Below are 21,642 nucleotides of genomic sequence, written 5' to 3'. Positions count from 1 at the left end.
AGACCATACGGACGCCATGCGAAATCCCGCAACACTTCCACCGACATACGCAAACTTGCGTCGGAAACCCACCCGGAACGCTGCCCGGAAAGCGAAAACCGCCCCGGGCGGACCCGGGGCGGTTTCCGTTCAGCGGGACGGAACTAGCTCACGGCGTTGATCTGCACCAGCGAGCTGCCGACCGTGACACCGGTGTCGGTCTGCACGGTCAGCTGACCGCGCAGGACGCGCCCGGCCGCCGGGGCGGCGGTGACGGTGACCGTGCCCGGCACCGTCCACGTGCTGCCCGAGGCGTGCGCCGCGACCGGGTCGGCCAGGGCGACCGAACCGAACGCCGGGTTGGTGAACACGTCGACGTAGTCGTACTCGGTGGTGCCGGCCGGCACCGCGTAGCCGTCGACCAGCGCGATCCAGACGCCGGCCGCCGGGTTGGCGATGGTCACCGACTCCTCGGAGTCACCGTCCGCGCTCTGGCCCGCCACCACGCAGCTGCCGGTGGTGCAGTTGTACAGCACCAGGTCCAGGTCGGCGCCCACGTCGGACGTCTTCCCGATCGTGGCCGTCAGCGACGTCGAGCCCGGCGTCACCGCGATCTGGTACTGCTGCTGCGCGCCTTCGGCGATCGACGGCCGCGCCACCTTCGCGCTGCCCAGCGTGCCGCCGAGCAGGTGCCCGGTGAACGCGCCGAGGGTGTTCGTCACGGTGTAGGACCGCGCGATCGGCGTGTTCAGCGTGGCGGCCGCGATGGTGTCCGGGTTCGGCGTGATCGTCGTGCCGAGCACCGACGCGCTCAGCTTGAACGCCGCGTTGTCCACATCGGACGTCCGGCGCGCCTCGACGACGATCTCCCAGACACCCGGCTGCGGGTTGGCGAACGTCCGGCTGGTCGGCGTGCCGCCGGGGCAGCCCGCACCCGCGTCGGGCAGGTAGCAGTACGTCGTGGACGTGCTCGCCTCGGCCGGCACACCGGTCGGGTCGTAGCGCAGGAACCGCACCTGGCCCTTGCCCGGGGCACCGGCGCCGGCGTCCAGGTCCACCTTCAGCGCGCTGGCGCCCTGGGGCACCTTCACGAAGTAGCTGGTCGCCTGGTTGCGGGCGATCTTGCCGGCGACGTCGACCTGGTAACCCTTGGCGGCGGTGAACTCCTGCGGCGCGAAGACCGTGTTGAGGGTCTGCACGTCGACGCCGATGGTCAGCGGGTTGTCCAGGTACAGCAGCGCCGAGTGCGCCCCGGCGGTCTTCGGGTTCACCTTGACCTGGAAGGTCACCGGCTTGTTGAGCGGCACCGCGACGGTGCCCGCCGAGGAGAACGTGCCGTCGTTGCCGACCCACCGCGCGAAGTAGAGCGCCGGGTTGGCCGAGCCCGTCGTCCGCGTGATCGTGTACGTGCGGGTGTAGGCCTGGCCGGTGGTCACGCCCTCGCGGTCGTGGATGCCGACACCGGTGTTCGGCGTCGCCAGCAGGTTCGACTGCACCGTGTGCACCTCGACCGACGTCGAGACGGCGTCCGGCTTCGGGTTCAGCGACAGCGCGACGAACGCGGCCGGGACGTTGAACAGGCCCGCGCCCTGGGCGTAGGCGTCGATGCCCGGCACGAACCGCGCGGTCGACTTGATCGCCGAGCGCAGCTGCGCGACCGGCGGCCGCTGGCCGTTGTGCGTGGCCTTGTACGCGCTCACCAGCAGTGCGGCCGCACCGGTCGCCTGCGGCGACGCCATCGACGTGCCCTGCAGCATCGCGTAACCGGCGGGCAGGCTGTAGGTGCCGGCCACCGGGCCCGGCGCCTCCCAGCGCGGGGTGGTCGAGATCGCCGCGCCGGGCGCGACGATGTCCGGCTTGAAGCCGCCGTCTTCACGCGGGCCGCGCGAGGAGAACGGGTGCATCGACTCGGGCGCCTGGGTCTTCGAACCGTAGTCCGCGAGCCAGGTCTCCTTGGTGATGTACGAGCCGACCGAGATCGCGTCCGTGGCCACCGACGGGTCGCCGACGGTGTTCGCCCCGGCGCCGCTGTTGCCGGCCGAGATGAAGATCTGGACGTTGTACTCGGCGATCGTGCGGTTGTAGAGCTCCGCGCGGGCGTTGTTGCCGTCGTTGAGCGAGGGCAGGCCGCCGATCGAGATGTTGATGACGTCCGCGCCGTGGCTGGCCGCGTAGACGACGCCGTCGAGCAGGCCGCTCGAGGTGCAGGCCGCGCCGGTGAGGCAGACCTTGACGGCCAGGACCTTCGCGCCCGGGGCCGCGCCGTCCATCTTGCCGCCGAACAGGTCGTTGCCGGTGGCGATGCCCGCGACGTGCGAGCCGTGCTCGGCGCCGGCGATGCCGATGCCGACGAAGCCCGGCTTGTCGGTCTGGACGACGAAGGCCATCCGCTCGGCGATGTCGGTCGCCGGGTTGTCGGTGCCGAAGAAGCCGACGTCGTAGTTGGTCTTGTAGTCGGTCATCGGCTTCTCGTCGGTGAAGTCACCGTTGCCGTTGAGGTCGACGCGGACCTGCTTGGTCACCGGGTCGAGCAGCACGCCCCAGGAGTCGGCGCGGTCGCCGTCGCGGTTGATGTCACCGCCGGTCTCGCTGTCGGCGGCACCGAGGTCGCCCGCGGTCTCGCTGAACGAGCCGAACGTGTACGGGCCGCCGGTGGCCGGGGCCGTCCAGGTCTTGCCGTTCGCGGTGAACGTGCCGGTGTAGGTCTGGGTCGACTGCGCGACCCAGGTGCCGTCCCCGGAGTTGGTGGCGTTGGCGTTGTACCAGTCGACGATCTTGCGCTCGCCGTGGCTGGTCTTCGCCAGCGCGGGGGTGTCGAGGTCGACGCCGGAGTCCAGCACCGCGACCGTGGTGTCCTTGCCGTCCCAGTTGGGCAGGACCTGGCCGAACTGCGCGGCGTAGGTGTCACCGGTCGGGAGGTAGGGGTTCACGCGCGGCGTGTTCTTCCCCGGCGCCGGCTGCGGCAGCGGGTTCACGGTGCCGTCGGGCTTCGGGTCGTCGCGCACGATGAGCCCGTCGACGTCGACGGCGCTGACCGACTTCAGCTTCGCGGCCTTGCCGGCGTTGCCGGTCGGGATGCTCACCTTGACGTAGTCGAGCTTGCTGTCGGTGGACTGGACGACCCCGCCGAGGGCCTTGAGCTCGGTGACGGCGGCGCCGGTCTGGCCCTTTTCGGCCGCGACCAGCAGGGTCACGTCGGGCTTGCCGGCCTTCTCGGCTTCGGCGACGAGCGTGCGGTCGTGCTCGTCGAGGGCCTTGCTGCCGTCGGCGGCCCCGGCGGTGAGCGGGGCCTGCTGGGCGGACGCCACCGGGACGGCGATGCCGAGGACGGAGGCGCCGAGAGCGGTGGCGAGGACGGTGATCCCGGCCCGCCGTCTCCAGCTGGATCTGAGCTGTGTCACTGCGTGAGCCCTTCGTGAAGAGATGCTTGCGAGCAGTACACATCGCGGGATGATCCGCAGCAATAAGACACTTAGCCCATTATCCGCAATTGGTTGCGGGCCGAATGGCCTAACGTGATCACCGGTTGGGAGGCAACCGGATACGACGTTGCGGCGTGATGTGCCCACCTTGCTATATGTACGTATAGGGGACTACATTCACGTGTAGCAAGCTGCGTCGAGAGATAGGCCGTTCCATGACCGAGAGTGGTCCCGCATTCGAGGACCTCACCGCGCGCGCCCGCATCCGCGACGCCGCCATCAGGCTGTTCACCGAGCAAGGCGCCGAGAAGACGTCGATCCTCGACATCGCCCAGGCCGCGGGCGTGTCCGGCGGGTTGATCAGGCACCACTTCGGCTCGAAGGACGGCCTGCGCAAGGCGTGCGACACCCACGTCTTCGCCGAGCTGATGCGGTTCAAGGAGGAGGCGCTGGAGAAGGGCCACGCGAACCCGGGGTTCATCCCGACGTTCGACGCCCGTCAGCTGCTCTACCGCCGTTACGTGGGCCGCGGCATGATCGACGGCTCCGACGCCGCCGCCGAGCAGTTCCGCGAGATCGTCGACGGGACCGAGCAGTACTTCGTCGACTCCGGGCTCGACGTGCCCGACCCGCGGGCCGCCGCCGCCGCGCTCACCGCCATGACCGGCGGGCTGATGATCCTGCAGGACCACATCGCGCGGGCGCTCGGCGAGGAGCCCGGCACCCCCGAGGCGATGCTCCGCATGATGGCCGCCGCCGGGCACATCTTCACCCATCCGCTCGCCACCCCCGAACTGCTCGAGAAGGCCCGCGAAGCGCTGGCCAAGAACTCCCGGAAGGACTGACCATGGCCGAAGCGATCACCGCCGCCGGCCTCACCAAGGCGTTCGGCGCGGCGAAGGCCCTCGACGGGCTCGACCTGACCGTCCACACCGGCGAGGTGCACGGGTTCCTCGGACCCAACGGCGCCGGCAAGACCACCACGATCCGCGTCCTGCTGGGGCTGATGCGGGCCGACGGCGGCCGGGCCACCCTGCTCGGCGGCGATCCCTGGCGCGACGCCACCGAGCTGCACCGGCGGCTCGCGTACGTGCCCGGCGACGTCACGCTCTGGCCCAACCTCACTGGCGGCGAGGTCATCGACCTGCTCGGCCGGCTGCGCGGCGGCCTCGACGCCGGGCGCCGGGACGCGCTCGTCGAGCGCTTCGACCTCGACCCGCGCAAGAAGGGCCGGACGTACTCGAAGGGCAACCGGCAGAAGGTCGCGCTGGTCGCCGCGCTGGCGTCCGACGTCGAGCTGCTGGTGCTCGACGAGCCGACGTCCGGGCTCGACCCGCTGATGGAAGAGGTCTTCCGCCAGGTCATCGAGGAAGAGCGCGACCGCGGCGACCGGACCGTGCTGCTGTCCTCGCACATCCTCTCGGAGGTCGAGGCGCTGTGCGACCGCGTCACGATCATCCGCGCCGGCCGGACCGTCGAGTCCGGCACGCTCGACGAGCTGCGGCACCTGGGCCGGATCACCATCGACGCCTCGCTGGTGCGCGTCCCGCCGGAGCTGGCGTCGCTGCCGGGGATCCACGACCTGAGCACGTACGGCTCGCACGTCCACCTGTCGGTCGACCAGTCCGCTTTGGACGGTGTGATGCGGCACCTGGCCGACGCCGGGCTGCGCAACCTGGTGAGCCGCCCGCCGACGCTCGAGGAGCTGTTCCTGCGCCACTACCAGCACGACGAGCCGGTCGGAGCGGCGCGATGACCGGCACCTGGTCGCTGCTGCGGCTGGTGCTGCGCCGCGACCGGTTCCTGATGCCGCTGTGGATCGTCGTGCTGACGGTCGCGCCGCTGGGCTACCTGTCGTCGATCAAGGCCGCGTACCCGGACGCCGCGGCGCGGCAGCACTTCTACGACCTGAACGTCACCAGCGCGACGTTCGCCGTCCGCAACGGTCCGCTGTACGGCCCTTCAGCCGGGGAGCTGCTGGCCTGGCAGTGCGGGTTCTTCCCGGTCGTCGTCGGGCTGATCGCGCTGCTCACCGTCGTCCGGCACACCCGGACCGAAGAGGAAGCCGGCCGCGGGGAGCTGACCGGCGCGACCGTCGTCGGCCGGCACGCGGGGCTCGTCGCCGCCGTGCTCGCCGTCTGCGGCGCGTGCCTGGTCTACGGCCTGCTGGTCGCGCTCGGCGTGTCCGCGCAAGGTGTCCCTCTGGCCGGAGCGCTGGCGCTGGGGCTCGGGTTCACCATGACGGGCTGGGTCTTCGCCGCTATCGGCGCGGTCGCCGCGCAGCTCACCTGGGGCGCGAGCGGCGCCCGCGGCATCGGGATCGGCGTGCTGGTGCTGGCGTTCCTGCTGCGCGCCGCCGGGGACAGCAGCGAGACGACCGGCGGGTCGGCGGGCTGGCTCGCGTGGCTGTCGCCGATCGGCTGGGCGCACCGGCTGCGCCCGTTCGCGGGGGAGCGGTGGTGGGTGCTGCTGCTGGGCGTGGTGTCCACGGGCCTGCTGGTGGTCGCCGCGGCCGGGCTGTCGGCCCGGCGGGACCTCGGCGCGGCGCTGCTGCCCGCGCGGCTCGGGCGTCCCGCGGCGAAGGCGTCGTTGCGCTCGCCGCTGGCGCTGGCCTGGCGGCTGCAACGCGGGACGCTGCTGGTCTGGACCGTGTGCCTGGCGCTGGTCGGGTTGCTGATGGGCGGGGTCGCGCAGAACGTCTCGGACATGGTGCGGGACAACAAAGCCGTCGCCGGCGTCTTCGCGCGGCTCGGCGGCGGTGGCGCGGTGATGGACGCGTACCTGGCCGGGACGATGACGTTGTTCGGCCTCGCGGCGGCGGGCTACGCGGTGCAGGCGACGCTGAAGCTGCGCGCCGAGGAAGCGGCCGGCCGGGCGGAACCGGTGCTGGCCACGGCCGTCGGCCGGCTCGGCTGGGCGGCGGCGCACCTGGTGTTCGCGCTGCTGGGGTCGGCGTTCGTGCTGGCGGTCACGGGGCTGGCGACCGGGCTGGCCTCCGGCGACGGCGCGCGGCTGATCCCCGCGGCCCTGGCGCAGCTGCCCGCGGTGTGGGTCCTGGCCGGGCTCGCGGCGGCGTTGACCGGCTTCCTGCCGCGCTTCGCGGCGGCGGCGTGGGGCCTGCTGGCCGCGTTCCTGCTGCTGTCGCTGGTCGGCTCGGCGTTGCGGTGGAACGACGTCGTGCTCGGCATCTCACCGTTCCAGCACCTGCCACGGCTTCCGGGCGGCACCTTCTCGGTGGCCCCGCTGCTCTGGCTGGTGCTGATCGCCGCCGCGGCGGGCACCGCCGGCCTGGCCGCACTGCGCCGCCGCGACATGCCGGTGGGCTGAACGCCGTGAATGCCACATTGAGAGACCTGGTGTCCCTCGATGTGGCATTCACGGACTTCGGCGGCAACCGAGGGAGTCGAACCCTGCGCGGCTTGTGAAGGCGGCGCCCATGGACCGGCCCTGACCCTTCGGCGGGCGACGGCTGCCATCTCTCTCAACGGTAGCTAATACCCAACTATTTCCCATCTCACGCTGTGCTTCACCCGGACGTGACCTTCCTGGCAAGGTAGGGCCATGGACGATCTTCTGCTGCGCCGCGTGCGCCCGGGACTCGGCGGCGAGCTCGCGGACGTGCGCGTCACCGACGGCCGCGTCGCCTCGATCACCGCGCCCGGGTCGGATGGTTTCGCGGCCCGGATCGTCGACGGCCACGGCGGCACGCTGCTACCGGGCCTGGTCGACGCGCACGTCCACGTCGTGCAGTGGGCCACGTCCCGCCGCCGCATCCCGCTGGAAGCCGCGCGGTCGGCGGGGGAGACGGTCGAGCTGTTGCTGGCGCACCTGCTGGCGACGCCGTCGCAGCCGGCGGAACTGGTCGTGGGCGCCGGCTTCCGCGACGCGCTCTGGCCCGACAAGCCGCACAAGGAGCTGCTGCAGCGCGCGCTGCCCGGGCGCGCGGTGGCGTTGTTCAGCGCGGACCTGCACACGCTGTGGCTGAGCCCGGCGGCGCTGAAGCTGATCGGGCGCGAGCACCCGACGGGCGTGCTGCTGGAGAACGACTGCATGAGCGCGACGGCCGAGCTGCCCACGGCCGCCGTCGACGTCCAGGACCAGTGGGTAGCCGAAGCCGTGCGCGCGGCGGCCGCGCGCGGGGTGACGCAGATCGTCGACTACGAGTACGCCGACACCGTCACGGACTGGCTGCGCCGGCTTTCGCTCGGCACGCCCGCGGCCCGGATCTCGTGCGTCATCGCGCGGTACCTGCTGGACCAGGCCATCGAGCGCGGCCACCGCACGGACGACGTCCTCCCGGGCTCGGGCGGGCTCCTCACGGTCGGCCCGTTCAAGCTCTTCGTCGACGGCTCGCTCAACACCCGCACGGCCTACTGCCACGACCCGTACCCGGGCGGGGATTCGCTGGGGCTGCTGGAACTCCCGCCTTCCTCGTTGGTGCCCCTGATGCGGCGCGCGTCCGACCACGGCTTGCTCCCGGCGGTCCACGCGATCGGCGACCAGGCCAACACGATCGCGCTGGACGCGTTCGAGGAGGTCGGCTGCCCGGGCCGGATCGAGCACGCCCAGCTGCTCTCGCCGGCGGACGTCCCGCGGTTCGCGGCCCTCGGCGTCGTCGCGGCGGTCCAGCCGGCCCATCAGCCGGACGACCGCGACGTCGCGGACCGCCACTGGACCGGCCGGACGGCGCGCGCGTTCCCCTACCGCTCCCTGCTGGAAACGGGCGCCCGCCTGGAACTGGGCTCCGACGCGCCGGTCGCGCCGCTGGACCCGTGGGACGGTATCGCGTCGGCGATCTCCCGCACCGACGACGACCGCCCGCCGTGGCACCCGGAGCAGTCGATCCCGTTCGCCGACGCCTTGGCGGCGGCCTCGGGCGGCCGCCGCGGCGTCGCGGTGGGCGACGTCGCGGACCTGATGGTGACGGCGGCGGACCCGGCTTCCCTGTCACCACAGGACCTCCGCCGCCTCCCGGTGACGGCGACCATCCTGGGCGGCCACGTCACCCACCAGTCCTGACGCACCTCCCGGCTCACATTGGGGCGTTTGGGTCGCTCGTGGGACTTGACCTGTCCGGTGGACAACGTCAAGGATTCACCCACAGTCTGACAACGTTGTCACAGGAGGAACCGGATGAGAGCGCGCAAGCGCGTCCTGGCCGTCACGCTCGCCGGCGTGACCGCCGTCGCCCTCGCGGCCCCCGCGCAGGCGGCACCACACGGGCCGAAGTTCGCCGACGACCCGACCACCCTCGTCGACACCTCGATCGGCAACAACGGGGACGGCACCACCTTCCCGGGCGCGACGACGCCGTTCGGCATGGTCCAGCTCAGCCCGGACACCCAGCTCAAGAAGTACGCGTCCTACGACTACGCGCAGGACACCACCCTCGGCTTCAGCCACACCCACCTATCCGGCGTCGGCTGCCAGACCATGGGCAACTTCCGCTTCATGCCGACCACCGGCGCCGTCACCAGCAGCGACCCCGCGCAGTACGGCGCGAAGTTCAGCCACGCCAACGAAACCCGGCAGCCGGGCTACTACGGCGTCAAGCTCGACAACGGCATCGACGCCGAGCTGTCCGCGACCCAGCGCACCGGCCAGCACCGCTACACCTACCCGGCCGGCGCCACCAGCGAGAACGTCCTCATCGAGGTCGGCGAGAGCAACGGCTACACCTACGCCGGTGACGTCCACGTCGTCGGCGACGACACCGTCGAAGGCTGGCTGCAGGGCGGCAACTTCTGCTGGGAGACGCAGAAGGAGCGCTACAAGGTCTTCTTCAGCGCCAAGTTCGACCGCAAGTTCACCGGTTTCGGGACCTGGACCGACAACAAGCTCACGCCGAACCAGCGCGACGCGAGCCTCGGCAGCCAGCGCGCCGGCGCGTGGCTGAATTTCGGCACGGACAAGAACCAGGTCGGCGCGTCCGTCGGCGTCTCCTACACCTCGGTCGACGGCGCCCGGCTGAACCGGAAGACCGAGCAGCCCAGGTCGTTCGACAAGGCCCGCAAGACCGCGCACGACACCTGGGCGGACGAGCTGAACCGGATGCGCGTCGCCGGTGGCACCACTGCCGACCAGCGCACCTATTACAGCGCGCTCTACCGGTCGCTGCTGCACCCGTCCGTCGGGTCCGATGTGGACGGTTCCTACCGCGGCTTCGACGACGCTGTGCACCGCAGCCGGGACACCTACTACCAGATGTTCTCGCTGTGGGACACCTACCGCTCGCAGAACCAGCTCGTCGCGCTGCTGCACCCGGACAAGGCCGCGGACATGACCAAGTCCGTCCTCAAGATCTACCAGGACGGCGGCTGGGTGCCGCGCTGGGCGCTCGCCGGCGGCGAGACGAACGTGATGAGCGGCGACCCGGTGACGCCGTGGGTGGTCGACAACTACCGCCGCGGCCTCCTCGACGACCGCACCGCGCGGCAGCTGTTCGACGCGCTCTGGCGCAACGCCACCGAAGTCCCGGCCGACCAGTCCATCTTCCGCGGCCGCGACGGCAACCCCAACTACGTCAAGAACGGCTGGATCGGCTACCAGGACGTCCCCGGCTACACCTTCGGTGACACCCGCCAGGCCGGCTCCGCGACGCTCGAGTACGCCCTCGCCGACTGCGCACTGTCCACAATGGCGTCCGGGCTGGGCTACCGCGACAAGGCCAAGACGCTGTCCGCGCGCTGCGGCAACTTCTCGAAGCTCTGGGACACCAGCGTCGAGTCCCACGGTTTCACCGGCTTCCCGCGCACCCGCGCGGCGGATGGCACCGGCGTCGGCGACCCCGACCCGGCCCAGTCGACCGGGTTCCACGAGGGCACGCCGTGGCAGTACCAGTGGCTCGCCCAGCAGGACACCGCGAAGCTGTTCGGCCTGATGGGCGGCGCGGGGCAGGCCGAGAAGCGGCTCGACACGTTCTTCGACACGCCGCTGCTGCTCACCGACCCGGCGAAGGCCGCGAAGGACTCCTGGGTCCACGGCGCGTACGACTACCACAACAACTTCGCCTTCAACCCCAACAACGAACCCGACTTGCACGCGCCCTGGATGTACAGCTGGACGGGCGCGCCGTGGAAGACGTCGGCCGTCCTGCGCGCGGCGCGGACGCTCTTCACCGACACGCCGTACGGCATGCCGGGCAACGACGACCTCGGCACCATCTCGTCGTGGCTGGTCTTCGGCATGACGGGCGTCTTCGAGGCCCAGCCCGGTTCCGGGACGTACCTGCTCAGCACGCCGATGTTCGAGAAGGTCGAGATCCACCCGGAGCACGGCCGCAAGCTGGAGATCGAGGCGCCCGGCGCGAGCGCGTCGAAACTCCAGTACACAACGGACGTCCACATCGGACACCGCGGCTACGACCGCAGCTGGATCTCGCACGAGGACCTGCTCCGCGCGGGCACGATCCGCTTCACCCTGAGCGACACCCCGACGGCGTGGGGCACGAAGTCCGCCCCGCCCGCGATGTAGCTCAAAGCCGTGAAGGCCTCCTTACCGGCTCTTATGGCCGGTAAGGAGGCCTTCACGGACTTCAGCGGTGGCGCAGGGAGGGGAGCATCGCGGCGACGCCGAGTGCGGGCCGCTCAGGAGGTCGGCGCCGGTGGCGCTCACCGCCGACACCACGCCCAGCGCCACCGCCGGCCCGACCTGGAACGACGTGGTCACCAGCCCGCCCGCCAGCCCCCGGTCCGCGGCCGGGACGCTGTCGGCCGCGGCCATCGTCAGCGGGCCGCAGGTGAGCGTGAACGCCAGCCCGACCAGCAGGAACGCGGGCAGCATCAGCGTCACGTACCCGCTGGTGGCGTCCAGGAACCGCATGAGCGCGTACGCCGCCACCGACGAGGTGAGCCCGGCCAGCGCGACGCGCCCCGAGCCGAACCGGCCGACCAGCGGCGCGGCGAGCAGCGCCACGACCAGGCCGCTCGGCGCCACCGCGAGCCCGGTCTCCGGCGCCGACCAGCCGCGGAAGTCCTGCAGGTAGAGCGTCACGATGAACAGCGCGCTCACCCAGCCGCCCAGCAGCGACAGCGCCCCGACGGTCGCCCGCACCAACGCGCCCGACCGCAGCACGCCCAGCCGGACCAGCGGCGCCGAAACCCGCCGTTCGACCACGGCGAACGCGGCCAGCAGCACCACGACCGCGACCAGCGAGCCGAGCGTGCGCACCGACGCCCAGCCCGCGTTCGGTGCCTCGACCAGCGTGAACACCAGGAGCGGCATCGCCGCCGTGATGGCCGCGGAGCCGGCGACGTCGAAGCCGCCGGTCCGGGCGGGACGCGGTGCGCGCGGCACCACGGCCAGCGCGCCGGCCAGGGTCGCGAGCGCGACGACCACCGGCGCGTGGAACACCCACCGCCAGCTGACCTCGGTGAGCAGGCCGCCCGCGACGAGCCCGAGCGAGAAGCCGGCCGCGGGCACGGGGCGTCATCCGGTCGTGGACCGATCGGTCCGGGACTGATCGGTCCGAATCATGGCGGCGTCGCGGACACGGTGTCAACCAGGGATTCCACAATGTGGACCATTCGGTCCGGTACGATGGGTACATGCCGCGCAAGCCCACGCCGGACGCCCGAGAGCGCATCCTCGAAACCGCCACCCGGCTGTTCAACCAGCAGGGGGTGCACGCGGTCGGGATGCAGCAGATCATCGACGAGTGCAGCTGCGGCAAGAACCTGCTCTACAGCCAGTTCGCGAGCAAGGACGAGCTGGTCGTCGCCTACCTGCGGCGCTGCAGCGGAGACTGGGAGCACATCGTCGCGGACGCGAAGGCCGCCGCCGATGGCCCGGAGGGGCAGCTGGTCGAGCTGGTGCGCGAGGTCGGGGTCCGCGTCAACGTCCCGGGCACGCGCGGCTGCCCGCTGCGCACCACCTTCGCCGAGTTCCCTGAGCGCGAGCACCCGGCGCACCAGGTGTCGCTGGACCACTTCGTGCGGGTCCGGACGCAGCTGCGGGAGCTGGCCCGCTCGACGCCGGCGGCCGAGCCGGACCGCCTGGCCGACCGCGTCATGTTCATCATCGACGGCCTGTACACGAACGGCCCGATCTTCGGCGAAGAGGGAATGAAGACGGCGGTCGCGTTCGCGGAGGACGTGGTGCGCGCGGAAACGGCCGGCTGATCGGACGGCACCGCACGGATCGGACCGGCCGGACGGCCCGGCACGAAAGGCGTGAAAACCGCCCCCACGTGCGCGGATCCACCGTTCGTGCTGAGGTGGGGGCATGGCGGAAACCAAGCCGACGGCGACCGAGCGGTTCTTCCGGATCGCGATCGCGATCAAGGGCCTCGACGGCGCCCTGCAGGTCGTCGGGGCGCTGATCCTCGCGTTCATCCCGGCGTCGACCGTCAGCGGGTTCACCCACGCGGTGATCACCCGCGACCTGCTCGGCGACCCGTCGGGCACGCTCGCGCGGCACCTGGAGTCGGCGACCGAGAACTTCCTGCACGGCGACACCAAGACGTTCGCCGTCGCCTACCTGCTGGCCCACGGCTTGATCAAGCTCGGACTGGTCTGGGCGCTGGCGCGCAAGATCGTCCCCGCCTACCCGATCGCCGCGGTGATCCTCGCCGCGTTCGTCGTCTACGAGGTCTGGCGCGCGATCCACACCCACTCGATCGCGCTGCCGTTCTTCGCCGCCCTCGACGTCATCATCATCGTGTTGGTACTACGCGAATACCGGCAGCTCAAGCGCGAACGCGCTAGCTAGGGTCACGCGGCAACGGGAAATCGCACCGTGGTGCTGTCGGCCTCCACTGCCTCGACGTAGAGCGCGGTCGCGTTGTCGGATCCGCCGTGGGCGATCGCGGCCTCGACGAGTTCCGCGGCCCCGTGCGCCGGATCCGCGAGAATGGCGCGGATCGCGCTGCCGGCGAGCGGTTTGTGGACGCCGTCACTGGTCAGCAGCAGCCCGCCGCCGGTCACCTCGGCGGTGCCGATCTCGTGCGGTTTCGTCGTGCGGACGCTGGTGGTGACCACGTGTTCCATCCGCGGCGTCACCGGCTGGCGGCGGGCGCGGAAGTACTCGGCGAGCGTGTGGTCGGTGGTCAGGCGGCGCAGCGCCGTGCCGTCCCAGGCGTACGCGCGGGCGTCGCCGACCCAGGCGATGCGGTAGCCGCCGGCGACCGGCACGGCGACGACGAGCACGGCGTCGCCGTAGCTGCGTTCGCGGACGGCCTGCTGTGCGGCGAGAACGGCCTCGACCGGTCCTTTGTGGACCGGAGTGCGCGCGGCGGCCGCGGCGGCGACGCGCGCGGCCTGGGCGGCGGCCGGGTCGTCCCCGACGCCGTCGGCGAGGGCGAAGACGATGCCGGGCGCGCCGGCCGCGGCGTAGGCACCGACGGCGTCGGCGTTGTGCGAACGGGGGCCCTGCGCACTCGCGGTGTGCCAGCGCGGGTAGCCCGGACGGGTGGTGATCATCGCGGCCTCCTCATCCCTCATCCCTCATCCTCTGACCTCCATGATCCGCGCCGTTCCTGTGGGCGGTCTGAGACTTTCCTGTGCCGCCGGTGTCAGTCCCGGTACGGTGGGAACGGGGTGGGGGGATGGAGTTCCGGATTCTGGGGCCGCTGGTGGTGTGCCGCGCCGACGGCCGCCCGGCCGTGCTCGGCGGGCGCAAGCCGCGGACGCTGCTGGCGGCGTTGCTGCTGGCCCGCGGCCGGGTGGTGCCCGACGAACGGCTGATTTCCCTGGTGTGGGACGGCGTCCGGCCCTCGACGGTCGACGCGCAGCTGTGCACGTACGCGTCCCGGTTGCGGCGGGCGTTACCGGCGCGGCTCGTCCGCACGGGTGGCGGTTACCTGCTGGAGCCGAGCGGCACCCTCGACGCGCAGGAGTTCGAACGGCTCGCGTCGGCCGGTGCGGCGGCGTTCCGGGCGGGCTCGGCTTCCCGTGCGGCCGGGTTGTTCCGCGCCGCGCTGGACCTGTGGCGCGGTCCGGTCCTCGCCGACGTCGCCGAACCGCTTCGCGCGGGCTCGGCGGCGCGGTTCGAGGAACTCCGGCTGGCCGCGCTGGAAGGCCGTATCGAAGCCGACATCGCGTTGGGCGACCACCTGCGAGCCGTCCCCGACGCGACGGGCCTCGTCCTCGAACACCCGCTGCGCGAGCGCGCGCTCGCGCTGCTGATGGCCGCGCTGTGCGCGAGCGGGCGGTCGGCGGACGCGGTGGAGGTGTACCACCGGGGCCGGCGCGTCCTCGACGAAAAGCTGGGGATCACGCCGGGCCCGGCGTTGCGAGCGGCTTACGAGCGGGTGCTTCAGCCCAGCCCGGAGGGGTAGGGCGACGACTGGAAGTCACGGTCGAGCTGCGCGGGCTCCCGCGGCAGCCAGTAGCGGGCGAAGGCGCGGACCTGCCCCGCGGGCAGTCCGGGGTTGACGTGCCGGTGGTCGGGTTTCGCGACGGACTGCAAGGCCCAGGCGAAGCCGAGCACGGGATCGATGCGCGCCCACCGCTGACGGTCGATGCCGAGCAGCATCTGCGCGCGCTGGATCGCGTGCCAGAAGTGGTAGCTGGAGGGCGGGTTCCCGTCCATGGTGTGCACCTCGGACTCGACGGGTTCGCGTCGAGGATCGAAGAGAACCCCCTGCCCGAAGTCGGCGAACGCTCTGACGAGGCCGGCTTCGTCCCCGCGGTAGAAGCGGTCGAAGTTCCCGAGCTGCAGCTTCGACAGCGTCCGCAGCGGCGCCTCGACGGGCTTGACGAACTCGAGGTAGTTCCGCGGGTAGGCAGGCTCCTTGCTGAAGGCGAGCCACCTGCTGGCGATGCTTTCCTGGCCGAGGTACCCGAACAACGCGGTGTAGGCGGCACTGGTTTCCGGCGACGGGTGGTACAGCGCGATTTCGTCGAGCTGGTACCAGACTTCGTTGGCCCGCCGATCACCCAGCATCCCGGGCACCGGCGGTAGTCCCTCTGCTTCCGCTGTCCCGCTCAGCAGGACGGACCCGGCCGTGGCGACGGCGGCCCCGGCGGTGATTTTGAGCAGGCTCCGGCGATCCATGTCTACCCCCTGTGGGCGACCCCCGCCGCCCTCGCCGCCACCGTACGGAGGGTTTCTATACTTTTTCTGTACGATCATTTTCGTGGATGACACCCGGGCGATCGAGAACCTGATCCACCGGTACGCGTCCCTGGTGGACGCAGGGGACTTCGCAGCCGTCGGCGAGCTGTTCGCGTCAGGTTCTTTCGCAGGCAGCGGCGGCGTGGCGCGCGGCGCTCCGGAAGTCGCCGGAATGCTGCAGTCGACGGTGATCCGGTACGACGACGGGACGCCGCGCACGAAGCACGTGACAACGAACGTGTCGATCTCGGTCACCGGGGACACGGCTGAGTCGCGGGCGTACTTCACGGTGTTGCAGGCGGTGCCGGGGTTCCCACTGCAAACGATCGCGGCGGGCAGTTACCAGGACACGTTCACCCGCTCCGCGGGCGAGTGGCAGTTCACGGAACGCCGGGCCACGGTCGACCTGGTCGGCGACGTCAGCCACCACCTGCGTACAAAGAGGTCGTGAGTGGTAATGCGGGTGAGAACCCTGATCACCACTCACGACCCCTGGGTCGCGCTCAGCTCTGCAGGTCGTAGACCGTGGAGCCGTCCACCGTCGTAGCCGTGAAGTTGGCCGTCACCCACTCGGTGATCTCACTGGACCCGCCGCCCGGGCCGCCGCCGCGGCCGCCGTCGATGAAGTACTTCACCTCGCCCGCCGCGACGTACGCCTTGAACTCGGCCAGTGTCGGGGCCGGGTCCGAGCCGCTCCAGCCGCCGATGCCGATGACCGCCTTGCCGCTCGCCAGTTCCAGCGATGCCGCGCTCTGCGACCCCGTCGTCGCCGCTGCCCACTCGGTCGTCGTCGAGGCCAGCAGCTTGCCGACCGTGCTGGACGCCGAGTCTTCGCCGCCGCCGAAGCCGCCCATCGCGCTCGACGTCGGGCCGGACGTCGGGATCGAGCCGCTGTGGGCCACCGACGCCGTCTCGACGCCGTAGGCGACGGTCGAGGCGCCCAGCGAAAGCACCACCGCCGCGGCCACCACCGCCACCACCCGGCGCACCGGCGGCACGCCCATCACCAGCACCGTGGCGGCCAGCACGCCGAGCACCGCGATGATCCAGCGCAGCGCCGGGAACCAGTCCGGCGTGCGGTCCAGCAGGATGAACGACCACACCGCCGTCGCCACGACCATGCCGGCCAGCACGGCCCGCGGCGCCAGGTTCGCCCGGCCCTGCCACAGCGCGCGGCCCGAAATCGCGACCATCGCGGCGATCGCCGGGGCCAGCGCGACCGAGTAGTACGGGTGGACGATGCCGCTCATGTAGCTGAACACCAGCGCCGTCACGACCAGCCAGCCGCCCCACAGCACCAGCGCCAGGCGCGTCCGGTCGGTGCGCGGCGCGCGGCGGGTGAACCACAGCCCGGCGACCAGGCCGATCAACGCGGCCGGCAGCAGCCACGAGATCTCGACGCCGAAGCTGGCGCCGAACATCCGGAACAGCCCGGACGTCCCACCGAAGCCGGTGTTGCCGCCCATGCCACCGCCGCCGCCCGGGCCGCCACCCTCGCCGCCGCCGAAGATGCGCGACAAACCGTTGTAGCCCAAGGCGAGTTCGAGCAGGCTGTCCCCTTCGGACCCGCCGATGTAGGGCCGGGACGCCGTCGGCCACAGGTCGACCAGCGCGATGAACCAGCCCGCCGAGACGACCAGCGTCACCACCGCGCCGCCCAGGTGCAGCAAGCGCTTGCCGAGCGACGTCGGTGCCGCGATCAGGTACACCAGGCCGAACGCCGGCAGCACCAGGAACGCCTGCATCATCTTCGTCAGGAAGCCGAACCCGATCGCCGCACCGGCCAGCGCGAGCCAGCCGGGAGACGCCTTTTCCGTGGCGCGCACGACGAAGTAGGCGCCCGCGACCATCAGCAGCACGAGCAGCGCGTCCGGGTTGTTGAACCGGAACATCAGCGCCGCCACCGGCGTCACCGCGAGCAGCGCGCCCGCCATCAGCCCGGCGACCGGGCCGGACGTCCGCTTCACCGCAAGGTAGAGGATGCCGACCGACGCGACGCCCATCAGCGCTTGCGGTGCCAGCACGGTGAAGCTGGAGAAGCCGAAGATCCGCGCGAACGCCGTCCCGACCCACAGCGCGGCCGGCGGCTTGTCGACGGTCAGGACGTTGCCGGAGTCGAGCGAGCCGAACAGCCACGCCTTCCAGCTCTGCGTCCCGGACTGCACGGCGGCGGCGTAGAACGAGTTGCCGAAGCCGGACGCGGTCAGGTTCCAGAAGTAGAGCACCGCGGTCGCGGCCAGCAGCCCGAACACCGACGGGCGAACCCAGCGCGGGGGCGAGTGCGCCGCGGAGTCCTTGCGGTGGCGCGGTTCCTGCGTCACGGGGTCGGACAGGACGGCGGTCATCAGTACTCCTTCTGGGTGGCGCCCTGGCGGCGCGGGTTGAACACCCAGCCGCGCAGGAGCAGGAACCGGAGGACCGTGGCGGCGAGGTTCGCCAGCACGAGCACGGTGATCTCCAGGACCAGGCCGGGGGTGGTGGAGCCGTGGAGCAGGGCGAGCGCGCCGCTGGTCAGCGCCAGGCCGAGACCGAACACGATCAGCCCTTCGAACTGGTGCCGTCCCGCGCCGCCGCGGCCCCGGATGCCGAACGTGAGCCGGCGGTTGAGCGCGGTGTTCGCGATCGCCGTCACCAGCAGCGCGGCGAAGTTCGCGGGCTGCGCGCCGACGGCCGTGCGCAGCAGCAGGAACAGCACCAAGTACGCGAGGGTGCTGCTGACGCCGATCGCGGCGAACCGCACGAGCTGCGTGACGAGCCGTGGCGGCACCCCGGGTGCCTCGACCCCGATCGGCTGCCGGCCGAGCTGCTCGCGCAGCCGGCTGATCGGGATCTCGCCGGTGAATGTCGCTTTCGTGACGCGGACGATGCCCTTGAGGTCCGCGGTGGCCGTCTTGACGATGTTGACCGACGAGTCCGGGTCGTCGACCCAGTCGACGGGCACCTCGTGGATCCGCAGCCCGGCGCGTTGCGCGAGGACGAGCAGCTCGGTGTCGAAGAACCAGCCGGTGTCCTCGACGTGCGGCAGCAGTTCCCGGGCGACGTCGGCGCGGATGGCCTTGAACCCGCACTGCGCGTCGCTGAACTTCGCGGCGAGCGTCGAGCGGAGGATCAGGTTGTAACAACGGGAAATGAACTCGCGCTTGGGTCCCCGCACGACGCGTGCGCCCCGGGCGAGCCTGCTGCCGATGGCGAGATCGGAGTGCCCGGACAGCAGCGGCGCGACGAGCGGCGCCAGCGCGGCCAGGTCGGTCGAGAGATCGACGTCCATGTAGGCGAGGACAGCGGCGTCCGAGGCCCGCCAGACGGCGTTGAGCGCACGGCCGCGGCCCTTCTCGTCCAGGTGGTGGACCTCGACCTCGGGGAACTCCCGGGCCAGCCGCTCCGCGACCGGCAGCGTCGCATCGGTGCTCGCGTTGTCGGCGACGGTGATCCGGTACGGGTAGGAGACGTGTTCGGCCAGGTGCGCGTGCAGCCGGCGGATGCACGGTTCGAGGTCGGCCTCTTCGTTGTGGACCGGGATGACGACGTCGAGTACCGGCTGCGGGCCGGCCAGGTCGACCGGGACGGTCCCGGGCCGTGAAGCGGAGGCGGTGGCTGTCATGACGACTACGGTCGTGGGTCCCGCTTTGGTGACCGTGTGATCGCCCTGTGCGGTTGCTGTGCGCCGCCCCCGGACGGGTGGACGCCGGGGGCGGCGCGGCTCAGCTGTGCACCCGCAGCGGGACGATCTCCTGCGGGTTGCTGCGCTGCGCGGGCACCCACCGCGGCGGCGCCGTGCAGACGGCGACCGTCACCAGGCTCGCGAACCGCGGATGGCGGTCGACGTAGACCTCCGTCGCGAAGCACGCCGAAGCGATCAGTGCGCGAGCGTCACGGATCTGCCGGAACTCCAGGCCGGCCGGGCAGAACACGGTGACCAGGATTTCGCCGTCCCGTTCGCGCGTCCACAGGATCGCCGGCCGGCGGCCGTCCAGGGTGCAGACGCGGGCCCTGGTGAACGTCGCCCGGAGGCGGTGCTGCACGACGATCGCGCGCAGCCGGCCGCGCAGGTAGCGGCGGCCGGCGCGCCAGTAGAAGACCCAGTGGAACGCGCCGGCCAGGGCCACCGCGAACCAGAGCGGGCCGAGCCACTGGAAGAGCACCACGAGCGAGCAGGGCAGCAAGGTGACCGCCGCGATCTCGTAGCGCCAGTGGTAGGCCCACAGGAACGGGTTGGGCCGTTTCACCGGGGTGAGCTGCCGGGCCAGCTCGGTGACGTGCTCGGGAGTGTGCTTGCGGGTCATGACCGTGCTCCTCTCCAGCCGTCGGCGACCGGGACCGCGGTCTCGGGCGCCGAGCGAATGACTCCGGTACCGGCGCAGGCCGGGCAGGCGGCGCCGTCGGTGGGGCTGAGCCCGTGGCCGCCGCAGGATCGGCAGGCGCTGACGGTGTCCCAGCGGGGATCGCGGTAGGTGCGGGTCCGGCCGTTCGCGGCGCGGTGCACCTGCCAGCCGCGGGCCTCGGCCCGGGCGTCCTCGTCGGCGGCGAAGAGCCATTCGCCGAGGACAGCGAGTACTCGATCGAACCGGCCACGCCGGCGGGACGTAGGTAGGTTGTGGTCTTCCATCGGGACACCCCCAGACTGCGCGCGAATTCGGAGGGCAAGCCCGGCCGGCTCGGCGTAGGGGCTGCCCGCGGGCGGCTCGGGGAGGCCGCCGGACACTTTCCGCAGTGCCTCAGGTGCGCGGGGTCGCGACCGATCCGGGGCCGGGAGGGCCGCGAGCTGCGGATACAACCCGTTCGGGCGAGTCGCTCAGGGTTGGCAACCGCGAGGAGCCGCCGATGGGATAAGGTGCGCTCTGTGTCCACAAATTGTCACCTCCCTACGGTCGCCTACCTGTGTAGGTAAGTCCGATGAATCGGACTTACCTACACATGATAAGTCGACCGTGGCCCAGCCGATAGGTACTGATGTGGTAACGACGCCTGAACAGGTGGGCGACGAGCTGCGCCGGCTGCGCAAGGCCGCCCACGAGACCCAGGCGGACGTGGCCCGGATCGTCGGGGTGAGCCGGGCCAACCTGACGCAGTGGGAGACCGGGCGCTACCTCCCATCGACGGACAACGCGCGGCTGCTCGACGATCACTTCCGGGCCGCGAACATGCTGTTCGACCTGGTGGAAGGCGCGAGGTCGCCCGCGTCGGCGGGGTCGGTCGTCACCACCGGTGGCTCGCTCCTCGAAGTGCTCCGGCGGGCGGGGCACAGCCTCGCCGGGCACGTGATCCGCGACGACGACGGTCAGGCGGTCGGCTGGCGGCACAACCTCCAGCAGCAGGGTGAGCAGACCACGCTCGCCACCGCCTACGGGATCTCCGCGATGGTCGTGGTAGGCGAGCCCTACATCGGCCTACACAACGTCGTCGTGGATCTCTACGAGAAGCGGTCCGAATTCGGGTGGCAGGGACGGTCGAGCGGTCGCCGGCCGGAGGTCACCGCCGCGGTGGTGGACGCCCTCTCCCAGGCGAGCACCCTGCTCTCCGCCGACGAAGGTCTGCGCTACCTCGAACGCTCGCTGGACGGCTACAGCCGGACCCGGCCGTTCCTGCTGGCCACGGCGTTGCGTTCGGCGGTCCGGCTCCGGCCGGACGCGCCGTTGATCCGCAAGCTCGCCGACGACCTGCTCGCCACCCGTCTCGACTTCGACGGCCTCCTCCTCTGGGGCGAGAAGAAGGAGCCGCGGCTGGTGGCGCCGGAGCCGTCGGCCGCGCACACCGCGCGGGCGGTTGTGGCGCTTCGCGCTTTGCTGCACGGCGGCGGGGAGCGTTCCGACGTTCGTGACGCCGTCGAGACGGCTACGCAGTGGCTCATCGAGCGGGCCCACCCGGATGACGGGGTGTCCGAGGAACTGGCGTTGCCCCAACCCGGCGGCGGCCAGCCGGTCCGGGTGAACATCAAGCACTTCACGGCCGCGTGGGTGCTTCAGGTGCTGGCCGAGGCGCCCCACGTGCCGACGGCCAGGCTGAGCCGCGCGCTCGGCTCCCTCTGGGAACGCCATGAGCCGAGCCTGGGCCTGTGGGCCTGGGGCAGCGGCGATCTGCCGATCTGGATGACGCTCGACGCCGTCACGGCCCTCCGCGCGGCCGCGCTCGCGTTCGCAGTACCCGCCCTTCTTCCCCCGAACGTCCCCCAGAACGCCGCAGAATAGAG

At 71.5% G+C, this 21,642-nt stretch carries 18 protein-coding genes; 10 read left to right on the top strand and 8 right to left on the bottom strand.

The genetic code is table 11. The features are described 5' to 3' along the window. Positions 1–143 precede the first annotated feature (143 nt). Positions 144–3,380: a S8 family serine peptidase gene (locus tag MUY22_RS48675; RefSeq protein WP_247055353.1), complete on the bottom strand. Its 3,237-nt coding sequence runs from the start codon at positions 3,378–3,380 to the stop codon at positions 144–146. A gap of 236 nt (positions 3,381–3,616) precedes the next feature. Between MUY22_RS48675 and MUY22_RS48670 the strand changes: the two genes are divergently transcribed. From MUY22_RS48670 to MUY22_RS48650, 5 genes are all read left to right on the top strand, one after another. Beyond that, a complete protein-coding gene (locus MUY22_RS48670) occupies positions 3,617–4,246 on the top strand; it encodes a TetR/AcrR family transcriptional regulator (protein WP_247055351.1) in 630 nt (209 codons plus the stop codon). Positions 4,247–4,248: 2 nt separating this feature from the next. Continuing rightward, positions 4,249–5,157, top strand: a complete 909-nt coding sequence (locus MUY22_RS48665; protein ID WP_247055349.1) for an ABC transporter ATP-binding protein — start codon at positions 4,249–4,251, stop codon at positions 5,155–5,157. Continuing rightward, positions 5,154–6,728, top strand: coding sequence for an ABC transporter permease (locus tag MUY22_RS48660; protein WP_247055347.1), 1,575 nt, complete (start codon positions 5,154–5,156; stop codon positions 6,726–6,728). The genes MUY22_RS48665 and MUY22_RS48660 overlap by 4 nt, the downstream gene beginning before the upstream one ends. Before the next feature lie 234 nt (positions 6,729–6,962). Next, positions 6,963–8,420, top strand: coding sequence for an amidohydrolase (locus tag MUY22_RS48655; protein ID WP_247055344.1), 1,458 nt, complete (start codon positions 6,963–6,965; stop codon positions 8,418–8,420). Between the two features lie 114 nt (positions 8,421–8,534). Continuing rightward, positions 8,535–10,874, top strand: coding sequence for a GH92 family glycosyl hydrolase (locus MUY22_RS48650; protein ID WP_247055342.1), 2,340 nt, complete (start codon positions 8,535–8,537; stop codon positions 10,872–10,874). A 21-nt stretch (positions 10,875–10,895) separates the two neighbouring features. Here MUY22_RS48650 and MUY22_RS48645 read toward each other — a convergent pair whose 3' ends face one another. Further along, the gene (locus tag MUY22_RS48645; RefSeq protein ID WP_305879350.1) at positions 10,896–11,822 is read right to left on the bottom strand and encodes an MFS transporter; all 927 of its coding nucleotides are present in this window, start codon (positions 11,820–11,822) and stop codon (positions 10,896–10,898) included. A 125-nt stretch (positions 11,823–11,947) separates the two neighbouring features. On the opposite strand from MUY22_RS48645, the gene MUY22_RS48640 reads away from it, so the two are divergent. Together MUY22_RS48640 and MUY22_RS48635 are read left to right on the top strand one after the other, a co-directional pair. Continuing rightward, on the top strand, positions 11,948–12,520 hold the full coding sequence (locus MUY22_RS48640) for a TetR/AcrR family transcriptional regulator (RefSeq protein ID WP_247055340.1): 573 nt from the start codon (positions 11,948–11,950) through the stop codon (positions 12,518–12,520). A gap of 103 nt (positions 12,521–12,623) precedes the next feature. Further along, positions 12,624–13,109 carry a DUF2127 domain-containing protein gene (locus MUY22_RS48635; protein ID WP_247055338.1) on the top strand — a complete coding sequence of 162 codons (486 nt, stop codon included), beginning with the start codon at positions 12,624–12,626 and terminating at the stop codon, positions 13,107–13,109. Positions 13,110–13,111: 2 nt separating this feature from the next. Here MUY22_RS48635 and MUY22_RS48630 read toward each other — a convergent pair whose 3' ends face one another. Beyond that, entirely contained in the window at positions 13,112–13,819 is a 708-nt protein-coding gene (locus MUY22_RS48630; protein WP_247055335.1) for a PP2C family serine/threonine-protein phosphatase, read from the bottom strand. A gap of 125 nt (positions 13,820–13,944) precedes the next feature. Between MUY22_RS48630 and MUY22_RS48625 the strand changes: the two genes are divergently transcribed. After that, the gene (locus MUY22_RS48625) at positions 13,945–14,676 is read left to right on the top strand and encodes an AfsR/SARP family transcriptional regulator (protein WP_247055333.1); all 732 of its coding nucleotides are present in this window, start codon (positions 13,945–13,947) and stop codon (positions 14,674–14,676) included. On the opposite strand, the gene MUY22_RS48620 is transcribed toward MUY22_RS48625, so the two are convergent. Beyond that, the gene (locus tag MUY22_RS48620) at positions 14,655–15,395 is read right to left on the bottom strand and encodes a hypothetical protein (protein ID WP_247055331.1); all 741 of its coding nucleotides are present in this window, start codon (positions 15,393–15,395) and stop codon (positions 14,655–14,657) included. The two genes, MUY22_RS48625 and MUY22_RS48620, sit on opposite strands and share 22 nt — an antisense overlap. A gap of 82 nt (positions 15,396–15,477) precedes the next feature. Here MUY22_RS48620 and MUY22_RS48615 point away from each other — a divergent pair, with 82 nt between their 5' ends. After that, a complete protein-coding gene (locus tag MUY22_RS48615) occupies positions 15,478–15,906 on the top strand; it encodes a nuclear transport factor 2 family protein (RefSeq protein ID WP_247055329.1) in 429 nt (142 codons plus the stop codon). Between the two features lie 52 nt (positions 15,907–15,958). On the opposite strand, the gene MUY22_RS48610 is transcribed toward MUY22_RS48615, so the two are convergent. The 4 genes from MUY22_RS48610 to MUY22_RS48595 form a co-directional block, all read right to left on the bottom strand. Then, positions 15,959–17,800, bottom strand: coding sequence for a glycosyltransferase family 39 protein (locus MUY22_RS48610; protein WP_247055327.1), 1,842 nt, complete (start codon positions 17,798–17,800; stop codon positions 15,959–15,961). After that, on the bottom strand, positions 17,800–19,056 hold the full coding sequence (locus MUY22_RS48605) for a bifunctional glycosyltransferase family 2/GtrA family protein (RefSeq protein WP_247055325.1): 1,257 nt from the start codon (positions 19,054–19,056) through the stop codon (positions 17,800–17,802). The genes MUY22_RS48610 and MUY22_RS48605 overlap by 1 nt, the downstream gene beginning before the upstream one ends. A 100-nt stretch (positions 19,057–19,156) precedes the next feature. Beyond that, entirely contained in the window at positions 19,157–19,738 is a 582-nt protein-coding gene (locus MUY22_RS48600) for a hypothetical protein (RefSeq protein ID WP_247055323.1), read from the bottom strand. Continuing rightward, positions 19,735–20,061, bottom strand: a complete 327-nt coding sequence (locus tag MUY22_RS48595) for a hypothetical protein (protein WP_247055321.1) — start codon at positions 20,059–20,061, stop codon at positions 19,735–19,737. The genes MUY22_RS48600 and MUY22_RS48595 overlap by 4 nt, the downstream gene beginning before the upstream one ends. A 346-nt stretch (positions 20,062–20,407) precedes the next feature. Between MUY22_RS48595 and MUY22_RS48590 the strand changes: the two genes are divergently transcribed. Beyond that, on the top strand, positions 20,408–21,640 hold the full coding sequence (locus MUY22_RS48590) for a helix-turn-helix domain-containing protein (RefSeq protein WP_247055319.1): 1,233 nt from the start codon (positions 20,408–20,410) through the stop codon (positions 21,638–21,640). Positions 21,641–21,642 lie beyond the last annotated feature (2 nt).

Origin of the sequence: Amycolatopsis sp. WQ 127309, from assembly GCF_023023025.1 — a bacterium.
Classification (GTDB): Bacteria; Actinomycetota; Actinomycetes; order Mycobacteriales; family Pseudonocardiaceae; genus Amycolatopsis.
Note: the sequence above shows the minus strand (reverse complement) of the source record. Positions and strands in the feature narration are given on the sequence as shown.

Bases quoted from the DNA above. Each gene is read 5' to 3' on its own strand.
- MUY22_RS48670 (WP_247055351.1), top strand. From the start codon at position 3,617: ATGACCGAGAGTGGTCCCGCATTCGAGGACCTCACCGCGCGCGCCCGC.
- MUY22_RS48665 (WP_247055349.1), top strand. From the start codon at position 4,249: ATGGCCGAAGCGATCACCGCCGCCGGCCTCACCAAGGCGTTCGGCGCG.
- MUY22_RS48660 (WP_247055347.1), top strand. From the start codon at position 5,154: ATGACCGGCACCTGGTCGCTGCTGCGGCTGGTGCTGCGCCGCGACCGG.
- MUY22_RS48655 (WP_247055344.1), top strand. From the start codon at position 6,963: ATGGACGATCTTCTGCTGCGCCGCGTGCGCCCGGGACTCGGCGGCGAG.
- MUY22_RS48650 (WP_247055342.1), top strand. From the start codon at position 8,535: ATGAGAGCGCGCAAGCGCGTCCTGGCCGTCACGCTCGCCGGCGTGACC.
- MUY22_RS48640 (WP_247055340.1), top strand. From the start codon at position 11,948: ATGCCGCGCAAGCCCACGCCGGACGCCCGAGAGCGCATCCTCGAAACC.
- MUY22_RS48635 (WP_247055338.1), top strand. From the start codon at position 12,624: ATGGCGGAAACCAAGCCGACGGCGACCGAGCGGTTCTTCCGGATCGCG.
- MUY22_RS48630 (WP_247055335.1), bottom strand. From the start codon at position 13,819: ATGATCACCACCCGTCCGGGCTACCCGCGCTGGCACACCGCGAGTGCG.
- MUY22_RS48625 (WP_247055333.1), top strand. From the start codon at position 13,945: ATGGAGTTCCGGATTCTGGGGCCGCTGGTGGTGTGCCGCGCCGACGGC.
- MUY22_RS48620 (WP_247055331.1), bottom strand. From the start codon at position 15,395: ATGGATCGCCGGAGCCTGCTCAAAATCACCGCCGGGGCCGCCGTCGCC.
- MUY22_RS48610 (WP_247055327.1), bottom strand. From the start codon at position 17,800: ATGACCGCCGTCCTGTCCGACCCCGTGACGCAGGAACCGCGCCACCGC.
- MUY22_RS48605 (WP_247055325.1), bottom strand. From the start codon at position 19,056: ATGACAGCCACCGCCTCCGCTTCACGGCCCGGGACCGTCCCGGTCGAC.
- MUY22_RS48600 (WP_247055323.1), bottom strand. From the start codon at position 19,738: ATGACCCGCAAGCACACTCCCGAGCACGTCACCGAGCTGGCCCGGCAG.
- MUY22_RS48595 (WP_247055321.1), bottom strand. From the start codon at position 20,061: ATGGAAGACCACAACCTACCTACGTCCCGCCGGCGTGGCCGGTTCGAT.